This window comes from Flavobacterium sp. IMCC34852, assembly GCF_030643905.1.
Lineage (GTDB): Bacteria > Bacteroidota > Bacteroidia > Flavobacteriales > Flavobacteriaceae > Flavobacterium > Flavobacterium rivulicola.
Genome location: NZ_CP121446.1, coordinates 109,835 through 131,952 on the forward strand (window position 1 = coordinate 109,835; position 22,118 = coordinate 131,952).

The 22,118-nt window shown below is 38.7% G+C and carries 23 protein-coding genes and 1 pseudogene; 21 read left to right on the forward strand and 3 right to left on the reverse strand.

Annotated features, from left to right (window positions below; translation table 11 throughout):
• Nucleotides 1-3: 3 nt before the first annotated feature.
• From P7V56_RS00525 to P7V56_RS00560, 8 genes and pseudogenes are all read left to right on the forward strand, one after another.
• The gene (locus tag P7V56_RS00525; protein ID WP_171222065.1) at nucleotides 4-981 is read left to right on the forward strand and encodes an L-threonylcarbamoyladenylate synthase; all 978 of its coding nucleotides are present in this window, start codon (nucleotides 4-6) and stop codon (nucleotides 979-981) included.
• Between the two features lie 205 nt (nucleotides 982-1,186).
• A complete protein-coding gene (locus tag P7V56_RS00530) occupies nucleotides 1,187-2,143 on the forward strand; it encodes a sodium-dependent bicarbonate transport family permease (protein WP_171222064.1) in 957 nt (318 codons plus the stop codon).
• Between the two features lie 55 nt (nucleotides 2,144-2,198).
• Entirely contained in the window at nucleotides 2,199-3,017 is an 819-nt protein-coding gene (gene map / locus P7V56_RS00535) for a type I methionyl aminopeptidase (protein WP_171222063.1), read from the forward strand.
• 83 nt (nucleotides 3,018-3,100) lie between these two features.
• The gene (locus P7V56_RS00540) at nucleotides 3,101-3,871 is read left to right on the forward strand and encodes a class I SAM-dependent methyltransferase (protein WP_171222062.1); all 771 of its coding nucleotides are present in this window, start codon (nucleotides 3,101-3,103) and stop codon (nucleotides 3,869-3,871) included.
• Between the two features lie 65 nt (nucleotides 3,872-3,936).
• Nucleotides 3,937-5,192 (forward strand): annotated as a pseudogene (locus P7V56_RS00545) (type IX secretion system plug protein).
• Nucleotides 5,193-5,265: 73 nt separating this feature from the next.
• A complete protein-coding gene (gene apaG, locus P7V56_RS00550; protein ID WP_171222060.1) occupies nucleotides 5,266-5,652 on the forward strand; it encodes a Co2+/Mg2+ efflux facilitator ApaG/CorD in 387 nt (128 codons plus the stop codon).
• 143 nt (nucleotides 5,653-5,795) lie between these two features.
• A complete protein-coding gene (gene pruA, locus P7V56_RS00555) occupies nucleotides 5,796-7,424 on the forward strand; it encodes an L-glutamate gamma-semialdehyde dehydrogenase (RefSeq protein WP_171222059.1) in 1,629 nt (542 codons plus the stop codon).
• Between the two features lie 111 nt (nucleotides 7,425-7,535).
• On the forward strand, nucleotides 7,536-9,833 hold the full coding sequence (locus P7V56_RS00560) for a T9SS type A sorting domain-containing protein (RefSeq protein ID WP_171222058.1): 2,298 nt from the start codon (nucleotides 7,536-7,538) through the stop codon (nucleotides 9,831-9,833).
• Nucleotides 9,834-9,862: 29 nt separating this feature from the next.
• Here the strand turns inward: P7V56_RS00560 and rsmG are convergent, their stop codons facing one another.
• Entirely contained in the window at nucleotides 9,863-10,492 is a 630-nt protein-coding gene (gene rsmG / locus P7V56_RS00565) for a 16S rRNA (guanine(527)-N(7))-methyltransferase RsmG (RefSeq protein ID WP_171222057.1), read from the reverse strand.
• Nucleotides 10,493-10,601: 109 nt separating this feature from the next.
• Here rsmG and P7V56_RS00570 point away from each other — a divergent pair, with 109 nt between their 5' ends.
• The 10 genes from P7V56_RS00570 to P7V56_RS00615 all read left to right on the forward strand — a co-directional run bounded on the left by P7V56_RS00570 (nucleotide 10,602) and on the right by P7V56_RS00615 (nucleotide 17,550).
• On the forward strand, nucleotides 10,602-11,696 hold the full coding sequence (locus P7V56_RS00570) for a fatty acid desaturase family protein (protein ID WP_171222056.1): 1,095 nt from the start codon (nucleotides 10,602-10,604) through the stop codon (nucleotides 11,694-11,696).
• Between the two features lie 56 nt (nucleotides 11,697-11,752).
• The gene (locus P7V56_RS00575; RefSeq protein ID WP_171222055.1) at nucleotides 11,753-12,937 is read left to right on the forward strand and encodes a pyridoxal phosphate-dependent aminotransferase; all 1,185 of its coding nucleotides are present in this window, start codon (nucleotides 11,753-11,755) and stop codon (nucleotides 12,935-12,937) included.
• Nucleotides 12,938-13,061: 124 nt separating this feature from the next.
• A complete protein-coding gene (purT, locus tag P7V56_RS00580) occupies nucleotides 13,062-14,261 on the forward strand; it encodes a formate-dependent phosphoribosylglycinamide formyltransferase (RefSeq protein ID WP_304986264.1) in 1,200 nt (399 codons plus the stop codon).
• Between the two features lie 3 nt (nucleotides 14,262-14,264).
• Entirely contained in the window at nucleotides 14,265-14,594 is a 330-nt protein-coding gene (locus tag P7V56_RS00585; protein WP_171222053.1) for a DUF6370 family protein, read from the forward strand.
• Between the two features lie 10 nt (nucleotides 14,595-14,604).
• Nucleotides 14,605-15,180, forward strand: coding sequence for a Crp/Fnr family transcriptional regulator (locus P7V56_RS00590; RefSeq protein ID WP_171222052.1), 576 nt, complete (start codon nucleotides 14,605-14,607; stop codon nucleotides 15,178-15,180).
• Nucleotides 15,181-15,314: 134 nt separating this feature from the next.
• On the forward strand, nucleotides 15,315-16,031 hold the full coding sequence (locus P7V56_RS00595; protein WP_171222051.1) for a pirin family protein: 717 nt from the start codon (nucleotides 15,315-15,317) through the stop codon (nucleotides 16,029-16,031).
• A 60-nt stretch (nucleotides 16,032-16,091) separates the two neighbouring features.
• On the forward strand, nucleotides 16,092-16,376 hold the full coding sequence (locus P7V56_RS00600) for a GNAT family N-acetyltransferase (protein ID WP_171222050.1): 285 nt from the start codon (nucleotides 16,092-16,094) through the stop codon (nucleotides 16,374-16,376).
• A 10-nt stretch (nucleotides 16,377-16,386) separates the two neighbouring features.
• Complete coding sequence (locus tag P7V56_RS00605) at nucleotides 16,387-16,794, forward strand: OsmC family protein (RefSeq protein ID WP_171222049.1); 408 nt, start codon at nucleotides 16,387-16,389, stop codon at nucleotides 16,792-16,794.
• 4 nt (nucleotides 16,795-16,798) lie between these two features.
• Nucleotides 16,799-17,029 (forward strand): (4Fe-4S)-binding protein, encoded by a 231-nt coding sequence (locus tag P7V56_RS00610; protein ID WP_171222048.1) that lies wholly within the window; start codon nucleotides 16,799-16,801, stop codon nucleotides 17,027-17,029.
• Nucleotides 17,026-17,550 (forward strand): NADPH-dependent FMN reductase, encoded by a 525-nt coding sequence (locus tag P7V56_RS00615; protein WP_171222047.1) that lies wholly within the window; start codon nucleotides 17,026-17,028, stop codon nucleotides 17,548-17,550. The genes P7V56_RS00610 and P7V56_RS00615 overlap by 4 nt, the downstream gene beginning before the upstream one ends.
• A gap of 32 nt (nucleotides 17,551-17,582) precedes the next feature.
• Here the strand turns inward: P7V56_RS00615 and P7V56_RS00620 are convergent, their stop codons facing one another.
• Entirely contained in the window at nucleotides 17,583-19,199 is a 1,617-nt protein-coding gene (locus P7V56_RS00620) for a hypothetical protein (RefSeq protein ID WP_171222046.1), read from the reverse strand.
• Between the two features lie 118 nt (nucleotides 19,200-19,317).
• Between P7V56_RS00620 and fabD the strand changes: the two genes are divergently transcribed.
• The 3 genes from fabD to P7V56_RS00635 are packed head-to-tail and all read left to right on the forward strand — an operon-like array spanning nucleotide 19,318 to nucleotide 21,133.
• Complete coding sequence (fabD, locus tag P7V56_RS00625; RefSeq protein WP_171222045.1) at nucleotides 19,318-20,190, forward strand: ACP S-malonyltransferase; 873 nt, start codon at nucleotides 19,318-19,320, stop codon at nucleotides 20,188-20,190.
• Nucleotides 20,190-20,870, forward strand: a complete 681-nt coding sequence (locus tag P7V56_RS00630; protein ID WP_171222044.1) for a peptidoglycan DD-metalloendopeptidase family protein — start codon at nucleotides 20,190-20,192, stop codon at nucleotides 20,868-20,870. Before fabD ends, P7V56_RS00630 begins: the two co-directional genes overlap by 1 nt.
• A gap of 5 nt (nucleotides 20,871-20,875) precedes the next feature.
• Nucleotides 20,876-21,133, forward strand: coding sequence for a hypothetical protein (locus tag P7V56_RS00635; protein ID WP_171222043.1), 258 nt, complete (start codon nucleotides 20,876-20,878; stop codon nucleotides 21,131-21,133).
• A gap of 36 nt (nucleotides 21,134-21,169) precedes the next feature.
• Here P7V56_RS00635 and P7V56_RS00640 read toward each other — a convergent pair whose 3' ends face one another.
• A complete protein-coding gene (locus P7V56_RS00640) occupies nucleotides 21,170-22,090 on the reverse strand; it encodes a DMT family transporter (RefSeq protein ID WP_171222042.1) in 921 nt (306 codons plus the stop codon).
• Nucleotides 22,091-22,118: the final 28 nt, after the last annotated feature.

Here is a 22,118-nt window from a genome sequence, read left to right on the forward strand (position 1 = left end):
AAAATGATTTCAACAGACATTCATCAGGCAGCTCATTTACTTAAAAATGATGCCGTCATCTCCATTCCAACAGAAACCGTGTATGGTTTAGCCGGGAATATTTTTAGTGAAAAAGCCATCAAAAGCATTTTCAATTTAAAAAAACGTCCCCTTTCCAATCCGCTGATTGTTCACATTGGTAATGCCAATCAATTAGAAGATTTGGTTACTCAAGTCCCGATCTTAGCCAAAAAATTAATGGAGAAATTTTGGCCGGGATCTCTAACCTTAGTGCTACCAAAGAAAGATATTGTCCCTAATTTCGTAACCGGAGGAAAAGACACTGTGGCCGTTCGCATGCCCAATCACGAGCAAACGCTCAAACTATTAAACCTCTTATCTTTCCCGTTAGCGGCTCCAAGTGCTAATCCTTTCAGTTCTATCAGTCCAACCAAAGCGAGTCATGTGGAAGCATATTTCGGAGCTTCAATTCCGCTTATCCTTGAAGGTGGAAATTGCCAAAAAGGAATAGAATCCACTATAATCGGATTTGAAAACGATACTCCTGTTTTATACCGATTAGGGTCGATTGCTCTGGAAGATATTGAACATGAAATCGGCCCGGTTAATATCAAAAACTTTGAAGAGCACAAACCTATGGCACCGGGCATGATGGCCAAACATTATGCCCCGAAAACACAGACTATAACCACTGATAATATATTGGAATCTATCGATTTTTATAAAAATAAAAAAGTAGGCTTACTTCTTTTTAACCAAATCATTAACTCCGAAAATATTACCCATCAGGAAGTGCTTTCCTTCAATAGCGATTTGGCTGAAGCGGCTTCCAATTTATATGCGGCTATGCACCGATTGGACCGTTTAAACTTAGATATCATTATTGCTGAAAAATTTCCTGAAAATCAGCTGGGCAGATCTATTAACGACCGTCTCAAAAGAGCAACAGCATCAACAAACACTTCCTATGTTTTTAACTAAATAACTTATAATTAACACAAAATGAAGCTTTTGCCAAATTGGTTGCCCAACACAATGTTAGAAATACCATCGCTGAGATACGATCCAAAAGCGAAATCCTCCGCACCATGTAAGAAAAAGCAGAGATCAAAATAATAGTTGACTTTTATATCCTTCGCAACGGAGAATTATAATTTTTAGAATAATCCCATTAAATTTAACCCGAATGAATATTAGTTTGCTTTTAGACAATTTAACTAATCCGGCTTTACTGTTTTTTTTATTGGGTATCATTGCTACCCGACTAAAAAGTGATTTGGAAATCCCAAACAATACCTCAAAATTTATTTCACTTTATCTTTTATTTTCCATAGGATTTAAAGGCGGGCAAGAATTGGCGCACAGCCATTTTACTGTAAACATTTTGTGGTCTGTTCTTTTTGGAATGACGGTAGCGGTAGCCATCCCATTGTATTGTTTCTTTATTCTGAAAAGAAAATTCAGCATCGCAAACTCAGGAGCTATTGCTGCGGCTTATGGTTCCGTAAGCGCTGTGACCTTTGTTACTGCGGTAGCGTTTATTGAAATTCAAAAATATACTTTTAGCGGCCACATGGTTGCTGTGATGGCATTAATGGAAGCTCCCGCTATAGTGGTTGGCGTAATTTTAATGAGAATGTACAACAAAGAAAAAACCAACCCTACGAGTTTGTTATCAGTAATAAAGCATTCGCTTACCAACGGCAGTGTGCTTTTAATTTTAGGAAGTTTGGTAATTGGGTTTTTGGCTAGCGAACAACAAGCTATGGGAATAAAACCTTTCACCACCGATATTTTTAAAGGATTCTTAGCCATCTTTCTTTTAGATATGGGAATTATAAGTGGAAAAAAATTGGACGACTTCCTTAAAAGTGGTTGGTTTGCAGTGGCCTTTGCCATATTTATCCCTTTGTTCAACGGTTGCGCAGTTGCCTTTTTGAGTCAAATGGTAACTGATGAAATTGGAAATCGCTTTATATTTGCGGTTTTAGCAGCGAGTGCTTCTTATATTGCTGTTCCTGCAGCAATGAAAATAGTAGCTCCAAAAGCCAATCCCGGTCTTTTTTTACCCATGGCGCTTGCCGTTACTTTTCCTTTCAATATCACTTTAGGTTTTCCGATTTATCTGGCAATCATTCTGTAATTTCAAAATAAGTAGTAAAAAAAATTAACTACTTTTGCAACCTTAATTACAGCAGATGATTATCCAAAAAACAAGAGAAGAAATCGAATTGATGCGCGAAAGCGCTTTGATTGTTTCGAAAACTTTAGGCATGATAGCCTCCGAAATCAAACCCGGAGTGACCACTTTATATTTAGACAAATTAGCAGAAGCTTTCATACGAGATCATGGAGCTGAACCGGGATTTTTGGGCATGTATGGTTTCCCAAATTCGCTTTGTATGAGTCCGAATGCCCAAGTCGTTCACGGTATTCCAAACAATGTCCCGTTGCAGGAAGGCGATGTGATATCAGTAGATTGCGGTGCTTTGAAAAATGGTTTTTACGGTGACCACGCCTACTCTTTTGAGATTGGTGAAGTCGCTCCGGAAGTCAAAAAATTATTGCAAGTAACCAAAGAAAGTCTGTACGTTGGTATCCGTGAATTCAAAATCGGAAATCGTGTAGAAGATGTTGGAAATGCGATACAAAAATATACCGAAGCGCACGGTTATGGTGTTGTTCGTGAATTGGTTGGACACGGTTTAGGTCAAAAAATGCACGAAGAACCGGAAATGCCTAACTACGGCAAACGCGGTCGCGGAAAACTATTCGTAGAAGGAATGGTTGTAGCTATCGAACCGATGATTAATATGGGAACCAAAAACATCAAGCAACTCAAAGACGGATGGACCATCTTAACGGCTGATGGAAAACCAAGTGCCCATTTTGAACACGATGTAGCTTTGGTTGATGGTAAACCTGAATTGTTATCGACTTTTGCTTACATCTATAAAGCTTTGGGCATTGAGAGTAATGAGGAAGATGAATTTCGTAAAACACCTTTAGTACTGTAATATTTGATATTAAGAGGCGAATATTCGGCAGACATTCGGAATTTCACGCCTAAAATCTCCTCAAAAGACAACAAGATAACGTAATGAAGAAATTATTCAAGTTCATTTTAAATACCATTCCAAGACCCATACTGATTCGTTTGAGTATAGTGGTTCGCCCTATCTTGGCTTTTTTGTTAAAAGGCAGTCGTTTCACTGACCCTATTGACGGGAAAAGTTTCCGTATGTTTTTACCTTATGGGTATGGAAATCAAAGAAACAATGTGTTATCGCCGAGTACACTTTCGTTAGAAAGACACCGTTTACTGTGGCTGTATTTACAAAATGAAACCGATTTTTTTACGGCAACCGTTAAGAAAAAAGTATTACACTTTGCGCCGGAACAAGAATTCTATAAACGTTTCAAAAAACAAACCAATATCGATTATACTACAACCGATTTGCTTTCGCCATTGGCGGATGTCAAAGCGGATATTTGCAATTTGCCTTTTGAAGACAACGCTTATGATTTAATCTTGTGCAACCACGTTTTGGAACACATTCCAGACGATACTAAAGCGATGCAGGAATTATACCGCGTATTAAAACCCGGCGGTATGGGGATTTTTCAAATTCCACAAGACTTGTCGAGGGCAACGACTTTTTCGGATGATACGATTGTTGACCAAAAAGAACGCGCCAAAATCTTCGGGCAATATGACCACGTTCGTGTTTACGGAAGAGATTATTTTGATAAACTGAGAAGCATCGGTTTTAAAGTAATCGAAGAAGATTATACCAATAAAATCGCTCCTGAATTGGTCGAAAAATATTGTTTGGCCAAAGGCGAAATCATACCGGTTTGTTTTAAATAATTCTTTATTTGGCATAATTCTCGCTAGATAAAATTAGTATCTTTACCAATCTGATTCAAAATAATATGCCAAAATATTTCGTCTTTTTACTCGGATTTTTTTTAACCATTCCAAATGCGGTCGCCCAACCCGAAAAAGAAATCGCGCCACCTTACCATATTAAAACCGTAAGTTTTGTTCAAAATGGGCAAAACGCAATCCCTATATTTCAATTGGGCGACAGTTTCCAATTACAATTTGATGATTTGTATGGCAATGAAGCCAACTATTTTTATACCATAACCCATTGCGATTATGACTGGAATCCGTCTCAACTGGCCAAAGCCGAATACATCAATGGTTTTGACGACCAGAGAATTCAGGATTACACCAATTCGTTAACTACTTTACAATTGTATTCTCACTACCGACTGTCTTTTCCGAACCGTTTTACCCAATTCAGAGTCAGCGGCAATTATGTGATTAAAATTTTAAACGATGATAAAGAAGTGGTTTTTACCAAAAAATTTATTCTTTATGAAAATATAGTAAGCGTTCCTATGCAAGTCAGAAGAGCCCGAAATTTAGCAGTTACTAATCAAAAACACAACTTGGATTTCGCCATCAAATCGGCTACTATTAATTTCCAAAGTCCGTTAAAGAATGTCAAAGTCATGTTGTTGCAAAACGGCAAATTTGACAATGCCATTACCAATGTGAAACCACAATACACCATAGCTAATGATTTGATTTATAAATATGATACCGAAACCCAATTTTGGGCCGGGAATGAATTTTTATTTTTTGAAAACAAAGACATTCGCGCCGCCAACAACAGCATAGCTCGAGTAGATTCTAAAGGCGGTGTTTACAATGCTTATTTGTACCAAAGCCAGGCCAGAGCCAATGTGCCTTACACCTATTACCCTGATGTTAACGGAAATTTTATCGTAAAAAACATCGGAGCGCAAAACAGTGAAATTGAAGCCGATTATGCTTGGGTTTTCTTTAGTCTTTCGGCTCCGAGTTATTATGGTAAAAAATCGATTTATATTAATGGAATGTTCAACAATTACGCCATCGGTGAGGAAAACAAAATGGAATACAATGCCGAAAGAGGAATTTATGAAAAAGCCCCATTATGATCAAACAAGGTTTTACCAATTACCAATATGTAATTGCAGATGCCAACGGCAAAATTGATGAGGAGAATGCCATTGACGGGAATTTTCACCAAACCGAAAACAACTATTTTGCCTTAGTCTATTACCGAGAAAACAATCAGCGTTACGACAGAATTATCGGAAAAGGAATCGCTAGTTCGGTCGATATAACCAATTAGAAAATTTAACATCTAATTCACGTATCAAATTGTATTTTTCGTAAATTTGACAACGTAATAGAATGAATACTACATGGTTTCACAAATAACACGAGGGATAAAGATTTCGGTCTTGACTAGTTTTGAAGGTACTTACTTCAAAAACTACAAGATTCACTTTGCCTTTAGTTATGAAATCACCATTGAAAACCACAGTAAAGATTCAGTGCAATTAAACTCTCGCCACTGGGAAATCCAAGATTCACTTAACGATAAAGAAATTGTGGACGGCGAAGGCGTAATTGGCAAAAAACCGGTATTGAAACCGGGCGAAAAGCACACTTATAATTCGGGTTGTTTGTTGTCTTCTCCTTTCGGCGCGATGAGTGGTTACTTCAACATGATTAATTTTACGACTACCAAAACGTTTAAAGTAATTGTGCCAACCTTCAAATTAAGCGCACCGTTTGCTTTGAACTAAAAGTCGTGTTAAAGACAAATTAATCTTTGGCTTGTCTTATTAAAAATTCAAAAATTCCTTTGTACTTTTGTGTCGCATTTAGAAATTCTTAAAAAAGAATCTCTTTAGTTATTCAAATGTCAAATTTTTAATCTTTTCATATCATGCCAAAAGGTTTTTTTCATGTCCCAAAAGCGGTTAATGAACCCGTAAAATCATACGCACCGAATTCACCCGAAAAAGCAGCTGTTTTAGCCGCTTATAAAAAAATGTGGAACGAGACTATAGATGTTCCGAACTACATTGGCCACGAAGAAATTCGTACCGGAAATACCCGAAACATGACGGCACCACATGACCATCAACACGTGGTTGGAAAATACCATTTGGCCGAAAAAGCACATATAGAAAAAGCCATTGCTGCCGCTTTGGAAGCCAGAAAAAAATGGGCCAATATGGCTTGGGAACAACGTGCGGCTATCTTTTTGAAAGCAGCCGAATTGATTGCCGGACCATACAGAGCCAAAATCAACGCCGCGACAATGATTGCGCAATCAAAAACTATTTTCCAAGCGGAAATTGATGCTTCTTGTGAGTTGATTGACTTTTTGAGATACAATGTGGAGTTTATGACTCAAATTTACAACGACCAACCTAAATCAGTTTCTGATATTTGGAACCGCGTAGAATACCGTCCGTTGGAAGGATTTGTATATGCGATTACGCCGTTTAACTTTACCGCAATTGCTGCGAATCTTCCAGCTAGTGCTGCTTTGATGGGCAACACAGTCGTTTGGAAACCAAGTGACAGCCAAGTTTTTTCAGCCAAAGTAATTATTGATATATTTAAAGAAGCCGGTGTTCCTGATGGCGTAATCAATGTAGTTTTTGGAGATCCGGTGATGATTACCGATACAATTTTAAAACACCCTGATTTTGCCGGAGTTCACTATACCGGTTCAACTTTCGTTTTCAAAGAAATCTGGAAAAAAATCGGCGAAAATATCCATACTTACAAAACATATCCAAGAATCGTCGGAGAAACCGGTGGAAAAGACTTCGTTTTAGCGCATCCAAGTGCCAATGTAAAACAAGTGGTAACCGGAATTACCCGTGGTGCTTTTGAATTCCAAGGGCAAAAATGTTCTGCGGCTTCCAGAGGTTATATTCCGCAAAGTTTGTGGCCGGCGGTTAAAGAACAATTGATTACCGATGTGAAATCGATGAAAATGGGTTCACCGGAAGATTTCAGTAACTTTATCACGGCTGTAATTCACGAAGGTTCGTTTGACAAATTGGCGAGTTTTATTGACCAAGCTAAAAAAGACAGCGATGCCGAAATTATCGTTGGCGGTAATTATGACAAATCAAAAGGATATTTCATCGAACCAACAGTGATTGTAACTACCAATCCAAAATACGCTACCATGGAAACCGAACTTTTCGGACCGGTAATGACCATTTACGTTTACGAAGATGCCAAATGGGCGGAAACTTTGCAATTGGTGGACAGTACTTCAGAGTATGCTTTAACCGGAGCGATTTTCAGCCAAGACCGATATGCGATTGAAGAAGCTACCTTGGCTTTGCAAAACAGCGCCGGAAACTTCTATATTAACGACAAACCAACCGGAGCCGTTGTCGGCATGCAACCTTTTGGCGGAGCCAGAGCTTCGGGAACCAATGATAAAGCGGGCTCAATGCAGAACTTGTTGCGTTGGGTTTCTCCAAGAACCATCAAAGAAACCTTTGTTACTCCGGAAGACTATAGATATCCTTTTCTGGGAGAATAAAAATTTCTTTTAACAATAACCTTAAGCCTAAGTTTTTACTTGGGCTTTTTTTATACCATTGATTATTAATTTTTTGTATCTTCGAACGTCAAAACCAACATCCAAAAGATTATGAAAATAAAAATTACTGTTTTATTATTTTCCGCTTTTTCAATTTGTGGCTTTGCTCAAGACAAATCCTATGATTTACTTCGAGACAAAACAGAAACTAAAATTCTTTACGACCGTGTTTTTAGCCTATCCAATGCCACGGAATCCAAAAAGAACGGAATAAACACCAACTATTTTCTGCAAGCCTATCACGAAATACAACGTGCTGACTTTTTGCAACGCTTGCCGAAATTAGAAAAATTGCGAGAAGCAGCTAACTTGGGTTTTGCTAAAAATCAGGTTCCATTAGGTGTGCTGATTGCTGATTTTGAAAAAATAAATCCAACTGCAATAGAAAACGGTGATGTTTTTTTAACAGCAAACAATCTTTTCGAATCCAAACCAAATGCGCAAAACGTTTTTCAAAAACACACCCTTAATTTGATTGCTCCTTTATTGGCAAAATCTAAAAGCAGTCTGGTTACTTTTATTGTAAAAGAAGAATTGATTTTTAACACGACCAACAAACATATCCTAAGTATCGCCATCCAAACTAACGGAGAAGAAACCTGGAAAACTATTTCAACAAACACACCGCTTTCTATCCGGTTCAACTCCAATGGGCTGCAAACGGTAAATTGTCGTCTTCAATTCACGAACGGAGAAACTATTGTTCAGTCATTTGTATTAACCGTTGACAACCAAAACAACAACGCCGACGCACGCAATTCTCAGAATAATTTCCAACCCAATGTTATTAATACAATCACAGCTACAATTCCGTACCAAGGTTATGGTGAAACCGTTCCACACTTGGGCCAAGGTGAATATGAAATTTTTCCCGATACTGTTGACGGCGTTTTAGACAAACCTGTTTTTGTAGTTGATGGTTTTGATCCGGGTGATACCAACACTATCCCTTTATTTTATGCCGGTTTGGATTACGGTGCCGGACAAAACTTGGCCGATTATTTAAGAACACAAGGCTTTGATATTATTTTGGTTAATTTTCCAACTTATACCAGACCAAATACCACAACGGTAGTTGATGGTGGTGTCGACTTTATCCAGAGAAATGCTTTTGTTTTGGTTGAAATAATCAATCAAATCAACGCGCAAAAAGTTGGTACTCAAAAAAATGTAATTATAGGTCCAAGTATGGGTGGATTGATTTCACGTTATGCTCTACGTTACATGGAAATGAATGCCTTGAATCACGACACACGATTGTATATTTCTTTTGATTCACCACACCAAGGAGCCAATGTACCTATTGGTTTCCAACATCTTTTTAATTATATGGCTTACGGCCCGTTAGGAAATGCTGCGCTGCAACCTATTGTAGACGGAATGATAAAAAGCTCCGCTGCCCGACAAATGCTGATTGACCACATGGAAGGCCATTTACAAAGCGGAAGTAATTTTGAATTCAATACCGCATCAGCTTCTTTGGTTCCGACCGGCGCGCCCAATTACCGGACAGCTTTTCAAAATGAGTTAAATGCCATGGGTTTCCCTACAACTGTAAGAAACGTTGCAATTTCAAACGGTGCCGGTAATGGCACTATGAATTACAGCCCGAATTTTGAGGTAATGAATCATACTTTTAATGTTACCACAACACAAAGAGCCATAATTAACCAACGGTTTACACCGGCAGCCAATGTGACCAATCAAGTAAGTCGCTTCAGAGGTCAAACTCTTGTTTTTGGCACTTGGTTAACGATATATGAAAGCTTAGCCAATTCAAAATCGCCAACTTACACTGATGGTTTAGATACGGCACCGGGCGGAAGATTTGATATGGGTGGTTTTCAAGCCGATGCAGGAACAGATCCTTTGTTAGTAGAGTTTTTCGACAATCTTAATGCCGATTATTTCACCTTTATTCCTACTTGGAGTTCTATGGCCATTTCCGGAACCAATAATTTATACACTCCCGTAACCGGAAATTCTGTGACACCATTTGTAGCTTCTTCTATTCCAACTGTTAATGAAAACCACGTGACTTTAAACCAAAACAATGTGACTTTTGCTTTGGAAGAAATCATCAATGGTTCATTGACAACAACAAATCCGGCTTTTGAAACACTTTGGATTAAGAATCCTGTGACCAATTCCATTGAAATTAATACTTCTTATACTTTAGAAAATGCCGGGATTACAATAAATGACATCTTGGGCAAAACCATTTATCAATCTAAAAATAATACGATTAGCGGAACATTTCAAATTCCGATTGTGCTGACCAAAGGTGTCTACCTCATCACCATCGGTAATGAAAATGGAAGTGTAACCAAGAAAATTGTAAAAGATTAAAAAAAAGCCTCTCAGTTGAGAGGCTTTTTTTATGCTTTAAACTTAAGCGGCAAATGCACTACTTTCTTAGTTTCGAAGAATTCATCTTTGAAAAATTCAGCTATGTTGTATTCAGTCGCTTTTGGAAAGTCTTTTAGCTCTTCGGTCAAATCACCACCTTTGAGGTAAAGGATTCCGTTTTTCAATTCGTGTTTGTTTTGTTTTTTGATTTTGTCTTTAATCCAAGACACAAAATCGGGCATATTGGTCACGGCGCGACTCACAATAAAATCATAATCGCCTTTGACATTCTCAGCACGCATTTGTTCGGCTTTGACATTTTTCAACCCTAATCCGTCAACAACGGCTTGCACTACTTTTATTTTTTTGGCAATCACATCAATCAGGTAAAAACGGGTTTCGGGAAACAATATCGCTAACGGAATTCCGGGAAATCCACCACCGGTCCCAACATCTAAAACATACGTTCCGGGTTCAAAAGGTTGAATTTTAGCAATCGCCAACGAATGCAAAACGTGTTTCGTATACAGTTCAGCTATATCTTTTCGAGAAATTACATTGATTTTCGCATTCCAATCTTGGTATAAAGCCTCTAATTTTTGAAACTGTAAGAGTTGATTCTCAGTAAGATTAGGAAATTGTTTGATAATTTCTTCCATAAATTGATTTTTCAACAAAAATAGTGCTTTTGGTTGATAATTATGATTTGTTTATAATCTTTCAAAAAGTATTATAATTATCTTTGAGCAAAATTTTGAATTACAATAAATGAACACCACATCACCTATTTTCTCTAAAACGGATAGTTTGAAATTCTTCCGAACTCTAAATACCAGAGTAAATAACTATTTTAAAGAAAACAACCTTGACAAAACCGGAAATTGGAAACTGCACCTGAAAACCATTGTTATGTTCTCCATTTTCTTGACTCCCTATTTTATTTTGTTGGCTATGGATATGCCTTTTTGGGCTTACCTTTTACTAAACGTTGTCATTGGCGTTGGAATGGCCGGCGTTGGCATGAACGTAATGCACGATGGCAATCACGGTGCTTATTCTTCTAAATCTTGGGTCAATAAAATCATGGGCGGCAGTATTTATATTTTGGCCGGAAATGTATATAATTGGCAAGTGCAACACAATGTTTTACACCATACGTATACCAACATCTTAGGACATGATGAAGACCTCGAAGCCGGAAGAATCATGCGTTTTACCAAAGAAGCCAAATGGTATAAATTCCATAAATTCCAACACTATTACTCTGTATTTTTATATGGATTATTAACGTTCAACTGGGCCATCACTACCGATTTCCTTCAAATGAAACGCTATCTGAAAAGAAACCTTTCTTATGGCGAATTCAAAAAACCGGTGATTCGTTGGACTACTTTAATCATTACCAAAATCATTTATTTCTCTATATGGTTGGTCATTCCAATGGTCATGGGGATCACTTGGTGGAAAGTAGTTTTAGGCTTTTTAGTAATGCATTACACCGCCGGAGTTATCCTAAGTGTGGTTTTCCAATTGGCGCACGTAGTAGAAGAAACCCACAACCCTATTCCGGATGAAAACGGCGAAATAGAAAACACTTGGGCCATCCACCAATTATTCACCACTGCCAACTTTGCGCCTAAAAATTGGCTGGTAAATTATTATACCGGTGGCTTAAATCACCAAATTGAACACCACATTTTCCCGAATATCAGCCACGTTCATTATGGCAAAATTGCCGAAATTGTAAAGCAAACCGCCAAAGAATGTGAACTGCCTTACTACGAGTTCAAAACTACACGTGCTGCTATTGCCTCGCATTTCAAGCACTTAAAAGAACTGGGAAGACAACCTCAATTAGCATAACAAAACGGGACGCCTTTATTGGCGTCTCTTTATTTAACATCCTATACAACAACACAATGAGCATTTTATCGGACAGAATTAACAATTTATCTACTTCACAAACATTAGCCATGGCGGCTTTGGCCAGAGAATTAAAAGCCCAAGGAAAAGATATTATCAGCCTAAGTTTAGGCGAACCCGATTTCAACACTCCCGATTTTATTAAAGAAGCTGCCAAAAAAGCTATTGACGAAAATTACAGTACTTACACTCCGGTTGACGGTTATGCCGAATTGAAAGACGCCATTTGCCGAAAATTCAAAAGAGATAATAATCTTGATTACAAACCGGCCAATATTGTAGTTTCAACCGGTGCCAAACAATCTTTATACAACGTAGCGCAAGTTATGTTGAACGACGGCGATGAAGTAATTCTTCCCGCTCCATACTGGGTTTCTTATTACGAAATTATCAAATTGTCAGGCGGTGTTCCGGTGGAAGTGCCGACTTCTGTGGAAAGCGATTTCAAAATGACCGCAGCAGAACTGGAAAAAGCCATCACCCCTAAAACCAAAATGATGTGGTTCAGTTCACCATGCAACCCTAGCGGTTCGGTTTATAACCGTGAAGAGCTTGAAGCCATTGGTAAAGTTTTAGAAAAACACCCAAACATTTATATCGTTTCTGACGAAATCTATGAACACATCAATTTCTCCGGAACTTTCTGCAGCATCGGAACCATTCCGGGCTTGTTCGACAGAACGATTACCGTAAATGGTGTAGCCAAAGCTTTTGCCATGACCGGTTGGAGAATCGGTTACATTGGTGCTCCGGAATTTATTGCCAAAGCTTGTACCAAAATGCAAGGCCAAGTAACTTCGGGTGCCAACTCCATTGCGCAAAGAGCCACAATTACCGCTGTTGATGCTGACCCAAGTGTTTTAAACGAAATGGTAACCGCCTTCAAAAACCGTAGAAACTTGGTAGTAGAATTAGCCAAAGAAATTCCAGGATTCAAAATCAACGTGCCCGAAGGTGCTTTCTATTTGTTCCCGGATGTTTCAGCTTATTTCGGCCAAACCTTACGCGGCAAACTAATCGCCAACGCCGATGACTTCTCGATGTATTTGCTTTCCGAAGCCAATGTTGCGACCGTAACCGGAGACGCTTTCGGAAATCCAAACTGCATTCGTTTGTCTTACGCCACCAGTGAAGCCTTACTATCCGAAGCGTTCAAAAGAATCAAAGAAGCACTGACTTAAGATATTATGCCTCAAGGAAACTTGGGGCTTTTTAATAAACAATAGGGCGTTCCCTTTCAGGTCGGGCTTTTCGTTGCAATCTTTAGTTTAAAAACTAAAGGATTTCCACTGCAATCCCTAACGCATAAAACCATTAGACAACACTACAAAATTAAATAGAATGTCAAAAATACTCTTATTAGGTTCGGGCGAATTAGGAAAAGAATTCGTAATCGCTGCCCAAAGAATAGGGCAAACCGTGATTGCTGTCGACAGTTATGAAAACGCTCCGGCCATGCAAGTTGCCCACGGATTCGAAGTCATCAACATGCTCGATGGTGCCGAATTGGACCGCATCGTTGCTAAACACCAACCCGATTTCATCGTTCCCGAAATTGAAGCCATTCGCACCGAACGTTTTTACGATTATGAAAAGCAAGGCATTACGGTTGTGCCATCGGCGAAAGCGGCCAATTTCACCATGAACCGTAAAGCCATACGAGATTTAGCAGCTAAAGAATTAGGTCTTAGAACAGCCAATTATCGCTACGCAACTTCTGCAGAAGAACTGCAAAAAGCAGTGGCTGAAGTTGGCATTCCGTGTGTGGTAAAACCCCTAATGAGTTCTTCCGGCAAAGGACAATCAACCATCAAAACCGAAACCGATATCGAAAAAGCTTGGCAATACGCCGAGGAAGGTTCGCGTGGCGATATCGTGGAAGTCATTGTAGAAGCCTTCGTCAATTTCAATTCCGAAATTACTTTGCTTACAGTAACACAAAATAATAATCCAACGTTGTTCTGTGCACCTATTGGTCACCGACAAGAACGCGGCGATTATCAAGAAAGTTGGCAACCCGCCATCGTATCTGACAAAGACATAGCCGAAGCCCAAGAAATGGCGAGAAAAGTAACCGAAGCACTCGGTGGCGCAGGACTTTTTGGTGTAGAATTTTTCCTGACGGATGAAGGCGTTTATTTCTCAGAATTATCGCCAAGACCACACGATACGGGAATGGTTACTTTAGCCGGAACGCAAAACTTTAACGAATTTGAATTGCATTTGCGTGCAGTTTTAAGTTTACCTATTTTCGAAATTACTTTGGAAAAAGCAGGCGCTAGTGCGGTAATTTTGGCCCATGGCAACTCCAACAATCCAACCTATTCCGGAATTTCAGCGGTAGCCGCATTACCTAAAACAGATTTTCGTATCTTTGGAAAACCAACTTCAAGACCTTATCGCAGAATGGGTGTTGTTTTGACCCATGATTCATTGGGAACCAACATCGAAACAGTAACCGAAAAGGCCAAAGAAGTCGCAAAATTAATAACCATAAACCTGTAAAAAATGAAAAAAGTATTTTTAATTCTTGCTTTTATGTTGGGCGCAACCAGCATGAATGCTCAAGAGAAAAAAGCTGCAGCCAAAGAACCCGTAATTGTAGAAGTGGCTTGCGGACAATGTATGTTTGGCATGAAAGAAATCAAAAAAGGATGTGATTTGGCCGCCATGGTTGACGGCAAACCTTACTTTGTGGAAGGCACAAAATTAGATGACCACGGCGATGCCCATGCTGCTGACGGATTTTGTTCAGCGGTAAGAAAAGCTGAAGTAGTTGGGGAATTAAAAAACAATGTATTTGTGGTAACAGAATTCAAATTACTTCCGAGAAAATAAAAACTAACTCTTGGCGCAAATCCTTGATAATATTTCAAAAATAGTAACTCTTTCTCCCGAGGAAGAGTTGCTTTTTTTATCTAAAATCGAAATCAAACACTTCAAAGCCAAATCCATTCTTCTCAATGCAGGTGAAGTCTGTAAACATTCTTATTTCGTCAACTCCGGTTTACTCAGAAGCTTTACCATCAATGATAATATTGTTGAACACGTTTTGAGTTTTGCCTGCGAAGGTTGGTGGATTGGTGACATGTACAGCTTGCTTTCCCAAAAACCCGGCAATCTTTTTATCGAAGTTTTAGAAGATGCCGAAGTGGTTTTACTCTCCAAAGAAAACCAAGAAGAACTCTACCACTTAATCCCAAAACTGGAACGTTTTTTCAGAATCATAGTCGAAAACTCCTTGGTGGCTTACCAAGAAAGATTGATGGACAATTTGAGCTTATCAGCCGAAGAACGCTTTGATAAATTCTGCAAAAAATACCCAACACTTATTCAAAAAGTGCCTCAAAAACAAATCGCTTCCTTTATTGGCGTAACGCCTGAATTCTTTAGTAAGATGAAAGCGCGAATGTTGAAAAAGTAATCTTATTTCATTCTGAACACTACCAACTGTCCTGAAGCTTCGGGACTGAAAACTTCTTTCTTAATCTACATTAAGTGCTTACGTCACTTAGCGGTTGTAAATTTGTATCATAATAATTAGTAAATTTATACATTATGAAAAATACAATTTTGCACAAAGCCAATACAAGAGGACATGCCAATCACGGTTGGTTAAATGCCCATCATACTTTTAGTTTTGCAAGCTATTATAATCCCGATAGAGTTCAGTTTGGTGTCTTAAGAGTTTTAAACGATGATATTGTTGCCGGCGGCATGGGCTTCGGAACGCATCCTCACGATAACATGGAAATTATCACCATTCCGTTGGAAGGCGATTTGGCGCACAAAGACAGCATGGGCAATACCGAAGTAATCAAATTTGGCGACGTTCAAGTGATGAGTGCCGGAACCGGAATCCAACACTCTGAGTTCAATCCGAATGCGGACAAACAAACCAATTTATTACAAATTTGGCTGTTTCCGAAATACAGAAATGTAGAACCGCGTTACCAACAAATAACTCTAGACACTACCGATCGTCACAATAAATTACAACAAATTCTTTCGCCTAATGCAGATGATGCCGGGGTTTGGATTCACCAAGACGCTTGGTTTCACATGGGTAATTTGGACAAAGGAATTGCTTTGGACTACAACCGCAAAAAAGAAGGCAACGGACTTTACGTATTCGTAATCAAAGGAAACGTAAAAGTAAACGGTCAGGAATTAGAACAACGCGACGGCTTGGGTATAACTGATTTCGAAAAAGTAACGTTCGAAGCTACAACCGATGCTGAAATTCTTTTAATGGAAGTTCCAATGATTCAATAAATACAAGAAGGCAGACTGCGGATTTAGACTGAAGTTTGCCTTTCTTTAAATTAAAAAATTATGAGCACAGAAGTACAACTTAAAATCGATGGAAATAAAGGTTTTTTTTACATTGATGTTGATGGTAAACACGAAGCGATGATGACTTTTGTCTTTGCTGGCGAAAAACAAATTATTATTGACCACACCGAAGTAAAACCGGGAAATGAAGGCAAAGGTTTCGGCAAAAAAATGGTCACCAAAGCCGTAGAATATGCTCGTGAAAACGGCATCAAAATCATTCCGCTTTGTCCGTTTGCGAAAAGCGTTTTTGATAAAGTTACCGAGTTTAGAGACGTTTTATAATACCACAGTCATGGCGAATCTTTTAGAAAATAACGTAGAAGGAACCATCGGAACCCAAAAATACTTGTGCACCATTTCTTGGCGCAACGGCACTTTACTGATGGACGAACCCGAAAATGTAGGCGGACAAAATATTGGGCCCGACCCGTTTTCAACATTCTTAGCCTCACTAGCCGGTTGTACTTTATCGACTTTGAGAATGTACATTGACCGCAAAGGTTGGGACATTCCGGAAATCAATATTTCACTAAATTTATCCCAAGAAATTAATGGAGAATTGACCACAACTGTCACTCGCGATATTTCTTTTTCTAATGAGGTTTCACCCGAAATAAAAGAACGTTTGTTACTCATTGCTGAAAAATGTCCGGTGTCAAAAATCCTAAAAAACCAGATACAAATTAACACCAAAATATAAAATTATGGATCCAAAAGACCTAACTAAAGAATACACTAATGGCGAGGTAACCATAGTGTGGCAATCGGGAAAATGTACGCATTCTGCCAATTGCGTCCGCAACAATCCTGATGTCTTCAAGCCTAAAGAAAAACCGTGGATTACCCCTGAAGGTTCCACCACAGAGAAGATAATTGAGACGGTCAAAAAGTGTCCGTCGGGTGCCTTGACTTATTATTTAAACAACGAAAAATGAAGAAAATTATAGCTTTTGGCGGTTCGTCGAGCAAGAACTCTATTAATAAGCAATTGGCAGTTTATGCGGCTAATTTGTTTCAAAATGTTGACATTGAAGTTTTAGATTTAAACGATTATGACATGCCAGTTTTTTCCGTTGATCGTGAAAAAGAGAACGGTATTCATCCTTTGGCACAAGATTTTTATGCCAAAATAGGCAGCGCTGATTTTATCGTACTTTCTTTGGCAGAGCACAATGGCGCTTACTCTTCAGCCTTCAAAAACACTTTAGATTGGGCTTCGCGAATCGACGCTAAAACCTTTCAACAAAAACCGATGTTGTTATTGGCTACTTCACCCGGAGCACGCGGTGGCGGAAGTGTTTTGGATATTGCCACTAAAAGATTCCCGTTTCAAGGTGCAGAAGTAAAAGGTAGTTTTTCTTTACCCAGTTTTTATGACAATTTCAAAGACGGAAAAATCACCAATGAAATACTCGACAGTGATTTGAAATATTTAATAGCTGCCATTAGTTTATAAAAAAAGCCCTAACTCATCGTTAGGGCTTTTGGCTATTTATAGGCTTTATTATCAAATCTCGTGACATCAATAATTTTTTCTTCATCAATATCAAACGAAATCTCCACACTGTCCCCCACAACAGTAATTGGCAATTCTCCAGAAACCTGTGTTGAACCCACAAAAATACTCGGGTAATCTTTGATGGTAAAATAATAAAAGCTGTTGCCGTTCTTCACATCATTTTGGATTCGGGTGATAATAGATTTTACACTTTTCTTCGCCTCAGAAGCGCCCGGATTAATTTTATTCCCCGAAGAATTATAGGCACTCTTGAAAGCAGTCAACGTTTCTCTCATGGAGTTTCCTACTCCAACAATAGTGTAATCGTTAATAGCGACCATGGCATACATTTTTACCAATCCGCCGTCGTCTTTGAGTGTCATTACGTATGTTGGAATGTTGTTGATATTGTACGGAATTGGCAAAGAAGTCTTATATCCTTTTTCCTGTACTTTACCTTCAGCCGATTGTTGAGCAGCATATTCGGTAGCACCACTTTGCTTGTAGAAGGTAGTTTCTTTGGTTCGGGTATCCACCAAAACAAATCCGACTGCACTTTCATCACTACCTACAGAAGTTAATCCGGTGTACCAATACGAGCGGTCATTTTTACCGTAAACTAAAGTCAACCCTTCCGTAATTTGCAACTTATCTCGGTTGGAAAAGTTCCAATACCCATTGATTAATTCGCCCCAATCGTTTAATTGTTCTTCTATAATTACAGCCGGTTGTATACGATCTATCCACGCCGGAGTATCCGCAATAGTATATTCATTAATGGCTCCGCTTTGCGCATCAACTACAATTACACCCGTGGCATTTTTGCCTGAAAAACCAATTTCCTTTTTGTAAGTAGAAATTACCCAATATGGATTTCCGGCTTCGTCAATTTCGAATACAAAATCTTCTAAACCAACAGTAGCATATCCGTTAAAATAAACATGTCTGTGAATATCGCTTTGGAAATAAGCTGAAGGTTGGTATTTAATTCGAACCGGCTTACCATTTACTGATTCAACCAATCGCACATCTCGCTCATTGGTTGCCGAAACCATTACATAGCCCGGAGTTCCATCCATGTTATTGAACCATTTGAAAAAACCGGAATGCAACAAAGGCGCTATCCAAAACAATTCGTTATTGACTTTTTGAATGGAAAATTTCCCTAATTGGATTTGACTTCCCAAAGCCGGTTGTGAACCAATCACTTTTTCACCCAACAAATAAGCTAAATCCTGATCAACGACCCTAATTTTATCCATAGAGATTGGCGCAATGTGCTTGGCAATTTCATTTCCTTTCTTAACCTCACCAATCATTTTTTGGTACTGTGAAGTGTAGAGAAAAGTAGCTGAAGTGAATAAAGGAATAACCGTTAAATAAACCAATACCACTACCATCGACCAAAGCAGCCACTTTTTAGGCTTATTCTTGACAATAAATTTCTTATGGGCAGCATCCGTTGTAATGCCGAGTGAAAAGAAAAACAAGAAAAACAACAACAATAAAATCAAGACACCAATGCTATAGAAACCATAATTGAGCACCGGCATTGTTAAATAAATCACTAAAAAAAGGAGAATCACAAAAAGTAAGTTCTTTTTCATATTTTTTTTGATTAAAGGTTACCCATTTGACGTAAGAATTGCATTAAAAGTTACAATTTCAAATGAGATGTTCTTTATTTAATAGTTATCCTTATTTTTGTGCTCTAATTTTATCCAAATGAAAGCATACATATTTCCCGGTCAAGGCGCTCAATTCACCGGAATGGGCAAAGACTTATATGAAAACTCAACCATAGCCAAAACGCTATTCGAAAAAGCCAATGAAATATTAGGTTTCCGCATCACCGACATTATGTTTGAAGGCTCTGCTGAAGCATTGAAAGAAACCAAAGTAACCCAACCGGCGGTGTTTTTGCACTCGGTAATCTTAGCCAAAACTTTAGAAAACTTCAATCCTGATATGGTTGCCGGTCACTCGCTTGGCGAATTTTCAGCTTTGGTAGCCAATGGCACTTTGTCGTTTGAAGACGGACTGAAATTGGTTTCCCAACGCGCAATAGCGATGCAGAAGGCTTGCGAAATTACGCCTTCAACCATGGCAGCTGTTTTAGGTTTAGAAGATAAAATCGTAGAAGATGTTTGTGCTTCGATTGACGGCGTTGTGGTGGCGGCAAATTATAACTGTCCCGGACAATTGGTCATTTCAGGCGAATTCTCAGCAGTAGAAAAAGCTTGTGAAGCGATGAAAGAAGCCGGTGCCAAAAGAGCTTTGTTGTTGCCTGTTGGTGGTGCATTTCACTCACCTATGATGGAACCGGCTCGTGAAGAATTGGCAGCTGCTATTGAGGCCACTACTTTTAATACTCCGAGTTGTCCGGTATACCAAAACGTAACGGCAAGCGCTGTATCTGACGCTAATGAAATCAAGAAAAACTTAATCATTCAATTAACCGCTCCGGTAAGGTGGACACAATCGGTGCAGCAAATGATTAAAGACGGTGCGACCAATTTTACAGAAGTTGGCCCGGGAAAAGTATTGGTTGGCTTAGTGAATAAAATCGACAGAGAAGTAGAAACGATCTCGGCTTAATGAAAAACTTACTCGAAATCTTAAGTAAAACCGAATCGTCGAAAGTCATTTCAAATGATATTGATTATGCGGATTATGTGGCTTTGGATTTGTCGGTGACCAATGAAAAGTTGGCTGCTCAACATTTGACTACCGCGAAAGATTACGAGGAATACATTCAGGATTATTTAAATCGAAATAAGGCCAAAATCGCTTTCGGCGGTTACATCGAACATCGCAATTTGTACCAAAGAAGTACGGTTTTCAATGACCAAAATTCAGACGAACGCAATATTCACATTGGTTTAGATTTATGGATAAACGAACCGGCTCCGATTTACGCCGCTTTGGATGGCAAAATTCATAGTTTCCAAAATAATACTGCTTTGGGCGATTATGGTCCGACAATCATTTTAAAACATGAAATTGAGGGCTGCACTTTTCACACCTTGTACGGTCATTTGAGTTTGGATAGTTTAAACGGGAAAAAAGTTGGAGACTTTGTTGGGAAAGGTGAACAAATAGCAACCTTGGGCTTGCCACCGATTAACGGAGATTATGCACCACATTTACATTTTCAAATCATCACCGACATGGAAAATAAAATCGGTGATTATCCCGGTGTTTGCAGCTCAAAAACCTTGGCATTCTATTTGCGGAATTGTCCTGACCCGAATTTGTTATTAAAAATTAAATCATAATTATCATGAAGAAGTTAATTTTATCCTTTGCCATAGTAGCTTTATTAGCTTCTTGCAAAGACGAAACCAAAGAAAAGTTAGATGCTGCACAAGACGCTGTAACCGAAGAAGTAAAAGAAAAAATTGATTCGGCTAAAGTTAAAGCAGAAAGTAAGTTAGATTCTTTAAAAGAAAAGACCAAAGCCGAAATTGACAGCGCCAAAATCAAAAGCGCTAACAAACTGGAAGAAGCCGCCAAAAAGTTAAAAGAATCGGCTAAATAGAAAATAATAAATCCCCATCAAAAGTGGGGATTTTTTTTATTTAGCTTCGCTCTGTTCGGCTTTGCCTCGGGTCCGCTTATAATTAGTGATGAATACGCCCAAAATAATCAAGGCGGTGGCAATCACGAAGTCGAAGGTGATTTTTTCATCCAAAAGCAACCAGCCCAAGAAAACGGCGATAATGGTATTGATGTAATTCAGCACCGTAATTTGTGTAGCGGTTACTCTTTTCAAAGCGTAATGATAAGCAAAAAAAGCAATCACCGAGCCAAAAACGGAAAGGTATAATGTCGCTAAAATACTTCTCAAACTCCAAGTATTAAAGTCGACATCGGGATTTATTATCAAGGCTAAAACAAACTGGATAATGGCCGCAATAGAAAATTGGTAAAACAAATTCAGCGCAATATTGTTCGACTTATGCGTGTGCATTTTGGTATAAATCGTTCCGACCGACCAAGATAAAATAGCTATACTCAAGAAAAAGATTCCGGTTTTGTAATTGGGATCTAAAATATCCCCCAAACCATCCCTGAAAATAAAAACAACTCCCAAGAAACCTACCATAACCCCTATAAAACCTTTGAGTGAGATCTTTTGCTGTCCAATCATGGTTCCGCCTAAGAAAACCACCAAAGGCGAAAGTGCACTCAAGATGGAAGTCAAGCCACTCGGAACGCTTTGTTCAGCAATCGTGGTAAAACCATTGGCCAAAACAATCATTAAGATTGCCGGTATGAATTGTAATTTTAAGTTTTCCCAACCAATCCAAGCCAATTGTTTTTTGTAAAGTAAAATAACCAAAACGATTAAGGCGGCTAATCCTTGTCGAGTAGAAGTGATGTACCAAGGTTGCATGGTTTCTACTGCTACGCGAATGCCCAAATAAGTGGTGCCCCAAACTACCGCTACTATAAATAGACAGAATAGTAATTTGAAATCGGGTTTTTCATTCATGTAAAAAAGAGATTTGCGACACTTAAGT

What these genes read in the sequence shown, in the direction of transcription:
- P7V56_RS00525 (WP_171222065.1), top strand. Translation starts at nt 4, where the DNA reads ATGATTTCAACAGACATTCATCAGGCAGCTCATTTACTTAAAAATGAT.
- P7V56_RS00530 (WP_171222064.1), top strand. Translation starts at nt 1,187, where the DNA reads ATGAATATTAGTTTGCTTTTAGACAATTTAACTAATCCGGCTTTACTG.
- map (WP_171222063.1), top strand. Translation starts at nt 2,199, where the DNA reads ATGATTATCCAAAAAACAAGAGAAGAAATCGAATTGATGCGCGAAAGC.
- P7V56_RS00540 (WP_171222062.1), top strand. Translation starts at nt 3,101, where the DNA reads ATGAAGAAATTATTCAAGTTCATTTTAAATACCATTCCAAGACCCATA.
- apaG (WP_171222060.1), top strand. Translation starts at nt 5,266, where the DNA reads ATGGTTTCACAAATAACACGAGGGATAAAGATTTCGGTCTTGACTAGT.
- pruA (WP_171222059.1), top strand. Translation starts at nt 5,796, where the DNA reads ATGCCAAAAGGTTTTTTTCATGTCCCAAAAGCGGTTAATGAACCCGTA.
- P7V56_RS00560 (WP_171222058.1), top strand. Translation starts at nt 7,536, where the DNA reads ATGAAAATAAAAATTACTGTTTTATTATTTTCCGCTTTTTCAATTTGT.
- rsmG (WP_171222057.1), bottom strand. Translation starts at nt 10,492, where the DNA reads ATGGAAGAAATTATCAAACAATTTCCTAATCTTACTGAGAATCAACTC.
- P7V56_RS00570 (WP_171222056.1), top strand. Translation starts at nt 10,602, where the DNA reads ATGAACACCACATCACCTATTTTCTCTAAAACGGATAGTTTGAAATTC.
- P7V56_RS00575 (WP_171222055.1), top strand. Translation starts at nt 11,753, where the DNA reads ATGAGCATTTTATCGGACAGAATTAACAATTTATCTACTTCACAAACA.
- P7V56_RS00585 (WP_171222053.1), top strand. Translation starts at nt 14,265, where the DNA reads ATGAAAAAAGTATTTTTAATTCTTGCTTTTATGTTGGGCGCAACCAGC.
- P7V56_RS00595 (WP_171222051.1), top strand. Translation starts at nt 15,315, where the DNA reads ATGAAAAATACAATTTTGCACAAAGCCAATACAAGAGGACATGCCAAT.
- P7V56_RS00600 (WP_171222050.1), top strand. Translation starts at nt 16,092, where the DNA reads ATGAGCACAGAAGTACAACTTAAAATCGATGGAAATAAAGGTTTTTTT.
- P7V56_RS00605 (WP_171222049.1), top strand. Translation starts at nt 16,387, where the DNA reads ATGGCGAATCTTTTAGAAAATAACGTAGAAGGAACCATCGGAACCCAA.
- P7V56_RS00610 (WP_171222048.1), top strand. Translation starts at nt 16,799, where the DNA reads ATGGATCCAAAAGACCTAACTAAAGAATACACTAATGGCGAGGTAACC.
- P7V56_RS00615 (WP_171222047.1), top strand. Translation starts at nt 17,026, where the DNA reads ATGAAGAAAATTATAGCTTTTGGCGGTTCGTCGAGCAAGAACTCTATT.
- P7V56_RS00620 (WP_171222046.1), bottom strand. Translation starts at nt 19,199, where the DNA reads ATGAAAAAGAACTTACTTTTTGTGATTCTCCTTTTTTTAGTGATTTAT.
- fabD (WP_171222045.1), top strand. Translation starts at nt 19,318, where the DNA reads ATGAAAGCATACATATTTCCCGGTCAAGGCGCTCAATTCACCGGAATG.
- P7V56_RS00630 (WP_171222044.1), top strand. Translation starts at nt 20,190, where the DNA reads ATGAAAAACTTACTCGAAATCTTAAGTAAAACCGAATCGTCGAAAGTC.
- P7V56_RS00635 (WP_171222043.1), top strand. Translation starts at nt 20,876, where the DNA reads ATGAAGAAGTTAATTTTATCCTTTGCCATAGTAGCTTTATTAGCTTCT.
- P7V56_RS00640 (WP_171222042.1), bottom strand. Translation starts at nt 22,090, where the DNA reads ATGAATGAAAAACCCGATTTCAAATTACTATTCTGTCTATTTATAGTA.